Below are 12,026 nucleotides of genomic sequence, written 5' to 3'. Positions count from 1 at the left end.
AGGCCGCCGCGATCAGGAGGCGACGAAGGCGTTCAGCAGGTGCTGGAACACATCGGTGAAGCGCTGGCGGCACGCCTTCTGATCATCGGTGAGCCCATCGACGGCCCCCGGGCTGTACACGACCAGATGCACATCCTGATCAGGAGGCGCCGGCATGAAATCGATGATCGCGGCCCCCTGATCGGTCAGATTCGCCGTGCCCATATCCGCCAGCGCCAATGCCCGCACCTCGGTCGCGGCCGCCGCCGTCGCCTCCGCGGCCACCCTGCCGTAGATCTCCTGGCCATTGCGCCGCTCGATCGCCCGGCCATCGGCCCAGATCTCCAGCGCCGGTTGCGGGTTGCCGATGTTTTCCCAGCTGTTCGGCATGGATGTCAGCAGGAACACCGTGGACCAGGGCTTCTGGGTGTTGGGCGCGGTAGACGGTGCGGGCGAAACCGGCACCGGTGGAGCGGGTTCGGCGCCGGGCGTAGTGGTCACGGGCGCGGGCTGGTCCGGGGCCACCGGCGTGACGGGTGCAACGGGCGGTGCGGACGAGGGGGCCGCCGGGGCCGGGCCGGGCGCGGGCGCGCTGGTGAGCGGCGGCGCGGCGACAGCGGGTTCGGCCGGTGGTGGGGGAGCGGCATCGCCGGCCTGCGCGAAACCTATGGTGCCGGTGAGTAATACGGCCGTCGCCAGCGCGGTCACCATGCCGCGTCGCCGGATGCCGAACGCGTTGTGCTCGAATCCGCCTGGTGCGCTGAGTCTGCGCATCGATGCCCTCCGAATCTCCGCGCGGGCGAACACCCGCCGCCGATGATTCTGCCCCGTGCGTGGACGCGAGTCATCGGCGGAACGTCGGAGGCGGGTGGCTGCCGTGTCCGCGTTGCGCCCGTTCGGGCGTCGGGAGGTGCTGTCGCAGAGTGGGTTTCGTCAGCGGATGCCGGGCGGGTTACCGAGGTCGCGCGCGGAGTAGGTGTCGCACATCTTGACCTGTCCGGTCTTGTAGCCGGACAGGAACCACTTCTGCCGCTCGTCGGAGGAGCCGTGGGTCCAGGCTTCGGGGTTGACCTTGCCGGTCGACGCCTTCTGGATGCGGTCGTCACCGACAGCCGAGGCTGCCGAGAGGCCGTCACGGATATCATTGTCCGTCAACGGATTCAGGAACGTCTGGTTGGTGCCGGGCATGGGTAGCTTATCGGCGTAGTACGCCCATACGCCCGCGTAGCAGTCGGCCTGCAGTTCGGTGCGGACCGCGCCGGACTCCGGACCGCGCGGATCACGCTGCGCGCGGCCGATATCGCCGAGCAGGTTCTGAATGTGATGCCCGAACTCGTGCGCCACCACGTACTCCTGCGCCAGCGGGCCGCCGCTCGCGCCGAAGCGATCCTTCAGCTCCTGGAAGAAGCTGACATCGAAGTAGGCGGTCTGGTCGGCGGGGCAGTAGAACGGGCCGACCGCCGAGGACGCCTGCCCGCAGCCGGTGTTCACCGCGCCGGAGAACAGTCGCACCTTCGGTTCGGTGTACTGCTTATTGGTCTGCTTGGCCAGTTCGGTGCCCCAGACCGTGTCCAGACTCTGAACCGTCGCGATGACGCGGCAGTCCGCGTACTTGTTCGCGTCTGCACCGGTCTTGCAATGGTCCGGCGTCTGCGCCGCGCCCTGCGATTGACTCTGGGCTCCGGTGAACTGTCCGAGGACACTGCCGGGATCGCCCCCGAGCAGCAGTGTGGCAATGAGCACCACGATGCCCAGGGCGCCGCCCCCGAGGGCTATTCCGCCGCCCATACCCGGTCCGCCGCTGCCGCCCGAGACCCGGTTCGGGTCGATCTGCAGGCCCTCGTTGAAGGTCATGACCAATAGCTTGGCATGGCCGCACGGATATCGGTTTCCTCTAGGAATACGTGTCTCACTACGATGGGAGCGCACCCGGCCCACCCCGCCGGTGCTTCGAGCCCGTCGAAAGGAATCCAGTGCTGCGCACCCACTTGGCTGGTTCGCTGCGAAGCGAGCACGCCGGTCAGACTGTCACCCTCACCGGATGGGTGGCCCGACGGCGAGACCACGGTGGCGTGATCTTCATCGATCTGCGTGATGCTTCGGGCGTGTCGCAGGCCGTCTTCCGTGAAGGCGTCCCCGCCGAACAGGCCCATAAGCTGCGCAACGAGTTCTGCGTGAAGGTCACCGGTGTGGTCGAGAATCGACCGGCCGGCAGCGAGAACCCGAATCTGCCGACCGGCGCCATCGAGGTGAACGTCACCGAACTCGAGGTGCTCAACGAGGCCGCGCCGCTGCCGTTCCAGCTCGATGACGAGCCCGGCGAAGAGGCCCGTCTCAAGTATCGCTACCTGGATCTGCGCCGCGAAGGCCCGGCGCATGCGCTGCGGCTGCGGTCCAAGGTCAGCGCCGCCGCCCGCGAGGTGCTCGGCAATCACGCCTTCGTCGAGGTCGAGACCCCGACCATGACCCGGTCCACCCCGGAGGGCGCGCGCGACTTCCTGGTTCCGGCGCGCCTGCAGCCCGGCAAGTTCTACGCGCTGCCGCAGTCCCCGCAGCTGTTCAAGCAGCTGCTCATGGTCGCGGGCATCGAGCGGTACTACCAGATCGCGCGCTGCTACCGCGATGAGGACTTCCGCGCCGACCGCCAGCCCGAGTTCACCCAGCTCGATATCGAGATGAGCTTCGTGACCCAGGAGGACGTCATCCTCCTGGCCGAGGACATCCTGGTCGCGCTGTGGAAGCTCATCGGCCACGAGATCACCACACCGATCCCGCACATGACCTACGCGGAAGCCATGCGCCGCTACGGTTCCGACAAGCCCGACCTGCGCTTCGGCATCGAGATCACCGAGATGGCGGAGTACTTCAAGGACACCCCGTTCCGGGTGTTCCAGGCGCCGTATGTCGGTGCCGTCGTCATGCCGGGCGGTGCGTCGCAGCCGCGGCGTCAGCTCGACGCCTGGCAGGAGTGGGCCAAGCAGCGCGGCGCCAAGGGTCTGGCCTACATCCTCATCCAGGAGGACGGCACCCTCGGTGGTCCGGTCGCCAAGAACCTGACCGACGCCGAGCGTGAGGGCCTGGCCAAGTACGTCGGCGCCAACCCCGGCGACTGCGTGTTCTTCGGTGCCGGTGACGCCAAGTCGCAGCGCGCGCTGCTCGGTGCCGCGCGCGGTGAGATCGCCCGCAAGTGCGAGCTCATCGACGAGAACGAGTGGGCCTTCGTCTGGATCGTCGACGCACCCATGTTCGAGCCCGCCGCCGACGCCACCGCGAGTGGCGATGTGGCGCTCGGCCATTCGGCCTGGACCGCGGTGCACCACGCGTTCACCTCGCCCAAGCCCGATTCGCTCGCCACCTTCGACACCGATCCCGGTTCGGCGCTGGCCTATGCCTACGACATCGTCTGCAACGGCAATGAGATCGGCGGCGGGTCCATCCGTATCCATCGCCGCGATGTGCAGGAGCGGGTGTTCAAGGTGATGGGCATCAGCGAGGAGGAGGCGCAGGACAAGTTCGGCTTCCTGCTCGACGCCTTCTCCTACGGCGCGCCTCCGCACGGCGGCATCGCCTTCGGCTGGGACCGCATCACCGCGCTGCTGGCCGGTGTGGATTCCATTCGCGATGTCATCGCCTTCCCGAAGTCGGGCGGCGGCGTGGATCCGCTCACCGATGCGCCCACCCCGATCACGCCCGTGCAGCGCCGCGACGCCGGACTGGACGTGAAGCTGGACGCCGACGGTAACCCGGTGAAGGACAAGTAGTCTCGGTCCGAACACAAAGCACCGGCCGGTATCTCGATACTGGCCGGTGCTTTTCTGTCTGTCCCGCTAGTACTGTACGACCAGGCGACCGGTGAGCGTGCGATAGGCGTAGGTGATCGCGATGGCCGTGACCGGACCGGCGACCAGCAGGCCCAGACCGCACAGCAGCGCGCCGGCGAAGGTGATCACCAGCACGGCCAGGGCCAGCAGGATCACCTGCAGGGCATTCGAGATCACCAGCTGGGCACTGGATTTGATGGCGGTCAGCGGATCCATCTCCTGATCGATCACGAAATGCAGTGCGAACATGCACAGCACGCCGACGATCACCACCGGGAACACGCACAGCATCGAGGCGATCAGGCAGGCCACGAAGACGATGAGCGCCGTGATCAGCACACTGCCGGCATTGACGAATCCGAAGAAGCCCGAAAAATCCGGTGGGGTGCCATCGGTTTCGTAGAGCGCACCGCGGATCATCGCCGCCTGCAGCAGCCACATCACCAGGGCAGCCACGATGAACAGCAGCAGCACGCCCGTGAGCGATTGCACGTCAACGATATTCACCAGCAGGGTGACCACCAGCCAGGCGATCAATCCGACCAGCACCATGCCGATCCACGGAACCGGATTGGCGCGGAAGCGATCCCAGCCGTAGGAGATGGCGCGACCCACATTGAGACTGATCGGGGGATGCTCGTACGTCGAGGACTGCGGCTCCGAAGACTGCTGTCCGCCGGGTGGCACCGCACCGGGCGGCTGTCCGTAGCCGCTCGGGGGCTGGCCGTAATCGCCTTGCCGCGCACCCTGTTGCGGTGCGTAACCGCCCTGCTGGGGTCCGCCCTGGGGTGAGTAACCGCCCTGCTGGGGTCCGCCCTGGCCGGGTACGTAACCACCCTGTTGAGGTCCGCCCTGGCCGGGTACGTAACCGCCCTGCTGAGGTGAACCCTGCTGCGGCGCGTACCCGCCGGGCTGTGGTGCGTACCCGCCCTGCCGCGGTATCCCGCCGGACTGACCGTAGCCCGGCTGCGATACCGGCGCGCCCGACTGCGGGGGCAGCGGAGGCGGTGGTTCCACGGCTTCGCTGCCGTACTGCGCGGCGCCCGGCCCGCTGAATTGCGGGTATCCGGCGAGCCCGGGCAACTCGTGGCGACCGTGTCCCGGACCCTGTTCGGGCGCACCGGAATGCGGTGGCGGCTCGGGGTTTTGATGGGCTCCGGGCCGGGCCGTGTACTGCCCGCCGCCCTCCTCGCCCGGATTGTCGCCGGAGGGTGCGTTCGGTGCGGAGGGCGGCGTGCCGGTCATGGTCGCGAGCCTTTCACATTTCCCGGTTTACGGTGTGACACACAGCAGTTGAACATGAGACAACTCGACGGTCCTGGTTGTGTCAAGCAACCAGCGCCGTGTGGGCAAACCCGGTACCCAGACACGCCGGACGACGCGCGAAAGGTTGCGCAACCGCTCGCTGAAAGTGACCTGGTGCGAGTAACTTGGGAACCGATGACCGCACTATTGGCCGAACGCGCCGCCGAAGTCGTGTACGCGGCACAACAGTTGCTCACAAAGCGAATGGGTGCTGCGGTAAAGCTGAGCGATCCAATTGAACTCAGCGGCAGTGGTAGAACGACGGTGCTACGCGTGCGTGTAGCGGAGAACGCTTTCTCACTTCCGCGCACTCTCATAGTGAAGCAGGTACGCGGCAGCGCGCAGGAACGACGCACCGGGGGTATGGCGCCCGGTGTGGCCAGCATCGACTCCGCATTCTTGCGTGAGGCGGTTTCCTACCAATTCACCACGGCGCTCGGGCGCGACCACAGACCCGGGGCCTACCTACTCGGTTACAGCCTGCCCGATCGGCTGCTCATCCTCAGCGACCTCGGGGAGAACACCTCGCTCACGGCCGTACTGCAGGCCGGAGCCGAGCCGGCCGGGCGCAATTCGCTCATGGCATTCGCGCAGGCATTGGGTCGCATGCACGCTGCCACCGTCGGCCGCGAGGCCGATTTTGTCGCCCTGCTACGCCGCGTCGACGTGGTGCATCGGGTGGACGGCATTGCCCAGCAGGCCGAATCCTCGGTCTCCGATGTCCCCGTCATGCTGCAGCACGAGCTCGGCATAGAGGTCCCCGGCGAGATCGCCGAGCGCATCGTTCGTGGTAACCGCTTGTTCTCCGCCGGGCGCTATCGCGCCTTCAGCCCGTCCGATCTGTGCCCGGACAATGTCATCCTCAATGACGAGGGTGCGCGTTTCCTGGACTACGAGTGGGGTGGATTCCGTGATGCCACCCTCGACATCGCCTACGCCCTGGTCTCTTTCCCCGGCTGTCTCTGCGACTTCGAACTCTCCCGGGAACGTGCCCGGCAGATGGTCGAGGCCTGGCGCTCGGAAGTGGTCGCGGTCTGGCCGGCTCTCGCCGACGATGATGTGCTCGCCGAGCGCATTCTCGAGGCGCGGCTGATCTGGGTCTGGCTCTCCACCTACTGGTTCCTGCCCGCGGACCACACCCGCATCGCGGCGGCTCGTGAGCACGGACTGTCTATTCCGCGGTCGGCGGCGCTGATCAACCGCTGGGCCGCACTCGCCGAGGATGCCCGCTGCACGGGTGACGATTCGCTCGGTGATTTCGCCGAGCACGTCTCGGCGACGCTCGAGGAGCACTGGGAAGAATAGATTCGATTCGACGCGCGAGGCCGGGATCCCATGCGGATCCCGGCCTTGCTCGTTCCTGTCGTGGGCGGGCGGTACGGTCGCGTGGTGAGTGACGGGTTGTTCGAAGCGCCAGGGATGGAGGACGTGTCCGACGAGTTCGAGGCGTTGCCGCCGGCAGGCCGCGAGGGATTCGCGCCGCTGGCCGTGCGCATGCGCCCGAGAAATCTGGACGAGGTGGTGGGCCAGGAGCATCTGCTCGGCCCCGGCTCGCCGCTGCGCCGGCTCATCGAGGGTTCCGGTGCGGCTTCGGTGCTGCTCTACGGGCCGCCGGGGACCGGTAAGACAACACTCGCCTCGCTCATCTCGCAATCCACCGGCCGCCGCTTCGAGGCGCTCTCGGCGCTGTCCGCCGGAGTGAGGGAGGTGCGCGCGGTGATCGATCTCGCGCGCCGCCGGCTCACCGTGGGGGAGCAGACCGTGCTCTTCATCGATGAGGTGCACCGCTTTTCGAAGACCCAGCAGGACGCGCTGCTGGCCGCGGTCGAGAACCGCATTGTGCTGCTGGTCGGCGCGACCACCGAGAACCCGTCCTTCTCGGTGGTGTCCCCGCTGCTGTCCCGCTCGCTGGTACTGCAGCTGACGTCCTTGTCCGAGGATGATATTCGCACCGTGCTCACCCGTGCCATCGAGGATCCGCGCGGTCTCGCGGGCGAATACACGGTGACCGATGCCGCGCTCGATCACATCGTGCGCATTGCGGGCGGTGATGCGCGGCGCTCGCTCACGGCCCTGGAGGCGTCCGCCGAATCCTCGCTCGACGGCACCGTGGGCGTCGAGCTGGTCGAAGCCAGCGTCGACAAGGCGGCGGTCCGTTACGACCGCGCCGGTGACCAGCACTACGACGTCATCAGCGCCTTCATCAAATCCCTGCGCGGTTCCGATGTCGATGCCGCCCTGCACTACCTCGCCCGCATGATCAGCGCCGGCGAAGATCCGCGATTCATCGCCCGCCGCTTGATGATTCAGGCCAGTGAAGAGGTCGGCATGGCCGATCCGACCGCCCTGCAAACTGCCGTGGCAGCGGCCCAGGTCGTGCAACTTGTGGGTATGCCCGAGGCTCAGCTGGCCCTCGCCCACGCCACCATCCACATCGCGACCGCCCCCAAATCCGGTGCGGTCGTCAAGGGTATCGGCGCAGCCATGGCCGATATCCGCGCGGGCAAAGCCGGTGCGGTGCCGCCACATCTGCGCGACGGCCACTACCCGGGCGCCGCCGCCCTGGGCAGTGCCCAGGGCTACAAGTATCCGCATGATCACCCGGATGGTGTTCTCGCACAACAGTATCCGCCCGACGAACTGGTCGGCACGGACTACTACAACCCCACCGACCACGGCTACGAACGCGAAGTGGGCCCCCGCGTAACCAAACTCCGCCGCATAATCCGCAGTCGGTAGCAGAGTTCCTGCGTGTCGCGGTGCGAGTCGATCTGAAACGATGGCTACACGCCGCACTGGGGAAATACGGTGGTCCGTGTCGGTGAATCCACGGCCCCCAGTAGAGCGGAGGGATTCGGTGACAGCTATGGCGGATCGACCACAGATGCTTGTCGAGGATTTCGAAGAACTCGCGTGTCTAGCGAGTCGCGCCGGCGAGGGGATCAAGCTCGAATTCATCTACGGCAAGTTGGGGGCGAAGCCGGTGCCGGGCGGCGATCACGTCGAGATCATCCAGTGGTTGATCAGGCACTTCATCCTGAGCAGACCGGATCTGTCCATGTACCCGGGCACCGAACTGAAGGTGGAGGCATTTCGAGGTGGTCGTGCGATTCCCGATGGGATTCTCGCGCCCATCCGCTCCTTCACCGGTCAGCCGGTGTGGAAGAACGCCGACCCGGTACTGATGGTGGTGGAGTGACATCTTTCGATTCCGATACGGATCGACGCGATCGGGTGGAGAAGCCGCGTGCGTACGCCGAAACCGGCATCCCTGTCTATCTTTTCATCGACAGGGATGCCTGCGAGGTCTTCGTCTACAGCCGTCCAGTGCACGGTGTGTACTCCTCGATCAGCCGACTGCCGTTCGGTGAGCAGGTCGTTTTGCCGGCTCCCGTCGATTTCACGTTGGATACCGAGCCGTTGAAGGAATGGGTTCGCTGATCATGGGACCCGCGACCGGGTGGTCTCGATTCAGTCTGTGAGGAGGCCGTTTTCGCGGGCGATATGTCCGATTTCCTTCGGGGTGCCCGCCATGATGACGCGGACGTGTTCGGTGACGAGTTCGATGGGCCAGTTCCACCAGGCCGCGCGCAGGAGCAGGTCCACCTCGGCATAGTCGAAGCGCTGCTTGACCGGCTTGGCCGGGTTGCCACCGACGATGGTGTAGGGCGGCACATCGGTGGTGACGACCGAGCCGGTGGCGATGATCGCGCCGTCGCCGATGCGCACGCCGGGCATGATCAGCGTGTTGTAGCCGAACCACACGTCATTGCCGACCACGGTGTCGCCCTTGCTCGGGATCGACGTGATGATGTCCATGGTCTGTTCGGCCCAGGTGCCGCCGAAGATGGTGAACGGGAACGTGGACACGCCCGCGGTGGCGTGATTGGCGCCGGCCATGATGAAGCGGGTGCCGGTCGCCAGGGCGCAGAACTTGCCGATGATCAGCTTTTCGGGGCCGAAGGCGTAGAGGACGTTATTGGCCTCGAACTCCGTCGCCGCCACGGGATCGTCGAAGTAGCTGTAGTCGCCGACCTCGATCGTATCCGAGGTGATGTGCGGTTTCAGATAGACGGTCCGGTCCGTATGCGGCAGCGGGAACGGAGTTGATGGGTCTGGAATCACAATCACCATCGCGATGGTATCTATCGCCCGGTGGTCGGCGGAAACCCGCTGGACCGGGACCGGTAGGCTTGATATCTGTGCAGACCCACGAGATTCGCCGACGCTTCCTGGAGCATTTCGTCCGTGCCGGACACACCGAGGTTCCCAGTGCCTCGCTGATCCTGGCCGACCCCAACCTGCTGTTCGTCAATGCAGGCATGGTCCAGTTCGTCCCGTATTTCCTCGGTCAGCAGACGCCGCCCTGGGCGCGGGCGACCAGCGTGCAGAAGTGCGTGCGCACCGGCGATATCGAGAATGTCGGCGTCACCACCCGCCACAACACCTTCTTCCAGATGGCCGGCAATTTCAGCTTCGGCGACTACTTCAAGCGTGAGGCCATCGCCTTCGCCTGGTCGCTGCTGACCGACAGCGTCGAGGACGGCGGCTACGGCTTCGACCCCGAAAAGCTGTGGGCCACCGTCTACCTCGACGATGACGAGGCCGAGCAGATCTGGCTCGAGCTCGGTATGCCGTCCGAGCGCATCCAGCGCCGCGGTATGGCCGACAACTACTGGTCCATGGGCATCCCCGGCCCGTGCGGCCCGTGTTCGGAGATCTACTTCGATCGCGGCCCCGAGTTCGGTATCGAGGGCGGTCCGGAGGCCGACGAGGATCGCTACCTCGAAATCTGGAACCTCGTCTTCATGCAGAACGAGCGTGGTGAGGGCCGGAGCAAGGACGACTTCGAGATCCTGGGCCCGCTGCCCAAGCAGAACATCGACACCGGCATGGGCATCGAGCGTGTCGCGTTCCTGCTGCAGGGTGTCGACAATGTCTACGAGACCGACCTGCTGCGCCCGATCATCACCAGGGCCGAGGAGCTGACCGGCCGCAATTACGGTGTCGAGCACGCCGACGATGTGCGCTTCCGCGTTATCGCCGATCACGCCCGCACCGGCGCCATGCTCATTGCCGATGGCGTGAACCCGGGCAATGACGGCCGCGGCTATGTGCTGCGCCGGTTGCTGCGGCGTATCGTCCGCTCGGCCCGCCTGCTCGGCGCGGACCAGCCGGTCATGGGCGAGTTCATGAAGGTCGTCAGCGATCTCATGGCCCCGTCGTACCCGGAACTGGCCACTGATTTCAAGCGCATCGAGACCGTCGCAGTCGGTGAGGAGAGCGCGTTCCTGCGCACGCTCACCACCGGTTCCAAGCTGTTCGACGACGCCGTCGGCGAGGTGCAGGCCCAGGGCGGCAAGACGATCAGCGGCACCGAGGCGTTCCTGCTGCACGACACTTTCGGCTTCCCGATCGACCTGACCCTGGAAATGGCTTCCGAGGCCGGGCTTTCGGTGGACGAGGAGGGTTTCCGCTCGCTCATGGCCGAGCAGCGCAAGCTCGCCAAGGAGGACGCGCAGTCCCGTAAGCATGCGCACGCGGATCTGACGATCTACAAGGAGTTCGTCGATCGCGGCGCCACCGAGTTCACCGGTTTCGATGAACTGTCCACCGAGGCAACGGTTCTCGCGATCATCAAGGATGGCGTGCGGGTGCCGGTCGCGGAGATCGGGCAGGATGTCGAGGTCATTCTGAACCGCTCGCCGCTGTACGCCGAGTCCGGTGGCCAGATCGCCGATCGCGGCAGCCTGAGCTCCTCGCATGCGATGAAGGCGCGCATCAACGATGTGCAGAAGATCGCCAAGAAGGTGTGGGTGCACAAGACCACCCTCGAGGCCGGTCAGCTCGCCGAGGGCGATACCGTGCTCGCCGCCGTCGATCCGTCGTGGCGGCGCGGTGCGACCCAGGGTCACTCGGGCACGCATATGGTGCATGCCGCGCTGCGACAGGTGCTGGGCCCCAACGCCGTTCAGGCAGGTTCGCTCAACAAGCCGGGCTACCTGCGTTTCGACTTCAATTGGCAGGGTGCGCTTTCCGAAGGGCAGAAGGCCGATATCGAGGCCATCTCCAATGATGCCGTGGCCGACGATTTCACGGTGAACACCTTCGTCACCGATCTGCCGTCCGCCAAGAAGATGGGCGCCATGGCGCTGTTCGGCGAGAACTACGGCGACGAGGTGCGCGTGGTGGAGATCGGCGGGCCGTTCTCCATGGAGCTGTGCGGTGGCACCCATGTGCAGCACTCCTCGCAGATCGGGCCGATCACCCTGCTGGGTGAATCGTCGGTCGGTTCGGGTGTGCGCCGCGTGGAAGCCTTTGTGGGCCTGGACTCCTACAAGTACCTCGCCAAGGAGCGCGCGCTGCTGGCCGGTGTGGCGGCGTCGCTGAAGGTGCCCTCGGAAGAAGTCCCGGGGCGGGTCGAGCAGCTGGTGGAGCGCCTGAAGGTTGCCGAGAAGGAGCTCGAGCGCACCAAGGTCGCGGCCGTGCTGTCTCAGGCGGGCACCTTCGTGGAGCAGGCGCAGCGCATCGGCAAGGTGCTGCTGGTGGCCGCCGCCGCACCGAAGGGCGTCGGTGCCGGTGATCTGCGCACCCTGGTCGTGGACATCAAGGGCCGCTTCGGTTCCGAGCCCGCCATCGTGGTGCTGCTCGGCAATGACGAGGGCAAGGTGCCATTTGTGGTCGCGGTGACCAGGGCCGCGCAGGATCTCGGCATCAAGGCCGGCGATCTGGTCGCCGGCTTCGGGCCCAAGATCAATGGCCGCGGTGGCGGTAAGGCGGAGATGGCGCAGGGCGCGGGCTCGGATCCGTCCGGTATCGAGGCCGGATTGGCGGCCGTGCGGGCGCAGGTGGCCGAGCTCGCCGGCTGATGTCGCATTCCGAACCCTCGGACAGCCCGGGCGGCGACGCCCGGACCCCTGC

10 protein-coding genes are annotated in these 12,026 nt (G+C 66.3%); 6 read left to right on the top strand and 4 right to left on the bottom strand.

Annotated features, from left to right (window positions below):
* Positions 1-12 precede the first annotated feature (12 nt).
* Positions 13-753 (bottom strand): hypothetical protein, encoded by a 741-nt coding sequence (locus OG716_RS16980; protein WP_405138545.1) that lies wholly within the window; start codon positions 751-753, stop codon positions 13-15.
* Between the two features lie 159 nt (positions 754-912).
* Positions 913-1,833, bottom strand: a complete 921-nt coding sequence (locus OG716_RS16975; protein WP_355120329.1) for a neutral zinc metallopeptidase — start codon at positions 1,831-1,833, stop codon at positions 913-915.
* A gap of 119 nt (positions 1,834-1,952) precedes the next feature.
* On the opposite strand from OG716_RS16975, the gene aspS reads away from it, so the two are divergent.
* The gene (gene aspS, locus OG716_RS16970; RefSeq protein WP_327145633.1) at positions 1,953-3,740 is read left to right on the top strand and encodes an aspartate--tRNA ligase; all 1,788 of its coding nucleotides are present in this window, start codon (positions 1,953-1,955) and stop codon (positions 3,738-3,740) included.
* 66 nt (positions 3,741-3,806) lie between these two features.
* Here aspS and OG716_RS16965 read toward each other — a convergent pair whose 3' ends face one another.
* Entirely contained in the window at positions 3,807-5,045 is a 1,239-nt protein-coding gene (locus OG716_RS16965; protein ID WP_405138544.1) for a hypothetical protein, read from the bottom strand.
* Between the two features lie 195 nt (positions 5,046-5,240).
* On the opposite strand from OG716_RS16965, the gene OG716_RS16960 reads away from it, so the two are divergent.
* The 4 genes from OG716_RS16960 (at position 5,241) to OG716_RS16945 (ending at position 8,546) form a co-directional block, all read left to right on the top strand.
* Complete coding sequence (locus tag OG716_RS16960; protein ID WP_327145635.1) at positions 5,241-6,410, top strand: kinase; 1,170 nt, start codon at positions 5,241-5,243, stop codon at positions 6,408-6,410.
* A gap of 84 nt (positions 6,411-6,494) precedes the next feature.
* A complete protein-coding gene (locus OG716_RS16955; RefSeq protein WP_405138543.1) occupies positions 6,495-7,844 on the top strand; it encodes a replication-associated recombination protein A in 1,350 nt (449 codons plus the stop codon).
* A 127-nt stretch (positions 7,845-7,971) separates the two neighbouring features.
* Positions 7,972-8,304 (top strand): hypothetical protein, encoded by a 333-nt coding sequence (locus OG716_RS16950; protein WP_405138542.1) that lies wholly within the window; start codon positions 7,972-7,974, stop codon positions 8,302-8,304.
* The gene (locus OG716_RS16945; protein ID WP_405138541.1) at positions 8,301-8,546 is read left to right on the top strand and encodes a Uma2 family endonuclease; all 246 of its coding nucleotides are present in this window, start codon (positions 8,301-8,303) and stop codon (positions 8,544-8,546) included. The genes OG716_RS16950 and OG716_RS16945 overlap by 4 nt, the downstream gene beginning before the upstream one ends.
* A gap of 30 nt (positions 8,547-8,576) precedes the next feature.
* Here the strand turns inward: OG716_RS16945 and OG716_RS16940 are convergent, their stop codons facing one another.
* Positions 8,577-9,233, bottom strand: a complete 657-nt coding sequence (locus tag OG716_RS16940) for a CatB-related O-acetyltransferase (RefSeq protein ID WP_405139721.1) — start codon at positions 9,231-9,233, stop codon at positions 8,577-8,579.
* A gap of 74 nt (positions 9,234-9,307) precedes the next feature.
* Here OG716_RS16940 and alaS point away from each other — a divergent pair, with 74 nt between their 5' ends.
* On the top strand, positions 9,308-11,974 hold the full coding sequence (alaS, locus tag OG716_RS16935) for an alanine--tRNA ligase (RefSeq protein WP_405138540.1): 2,667 nt from the start codon (positions 9,308-9,310) through the stop codon (positions 11,972-11,974).
* The last annotated feature ends 52 nt before the right edge of the window (positions 11,975-12,026 follow it).

Source organism: Nocardia sp. NBC_01388, assembly GCF_045040085.1.
Taxonomy (GTDB): Bacteria; Actinomycetota; Actinomycetes; order Mycobacteriales; family Mycobacteriaceae; genus Nocardia.
The sequence above is the reverse complement of the archived record's forward strand: the minus strand, read 5'-3'. Positions and strand labels throughout refer to the sequence as shown.

What these genes read in the sequence shown, in the direction of transcription:
- OG716_RS16980 (WP_405138545.1), bottom strand. Translation starts at nt 753, where the DNA reads ATGCGCAGACTCAGCGCACCAGGCGGATTCGAGCACAACGCGTTCGGC.
- OG716_RS16975 (WP_355120329.1), bottom strand. Translation starts at nt 1,833, where the DNA reads ATGACCTTCAACGAGGGCCTGCAGATCGACCCGAACCGGGTCTCGGGC.
- OG716_RS16965 (WP_405138544.1), bottom strand. Translation starts at nt 5,045, where the DNA reads ATGACCGGCACGCCGCCCTCCGCACCGAACGCACCCTCCGGCGACAAT.
- OG716_RS16960 (WP_327145635.1), top strand. Translation starts at nt 5,241, where the DNA reads ATGACCGCACTATTGGCCGAACGCGCCGCCGAAGTCGTGTACGCGGCA.
- OG716_RS16950 (WP_405138542.1), top strand. Translation starts at nt 7,972, where the DNA reads ATGGCGGATCGACCACAGATGCTTGTCGAGGATTTCGAAGAACTCGCG.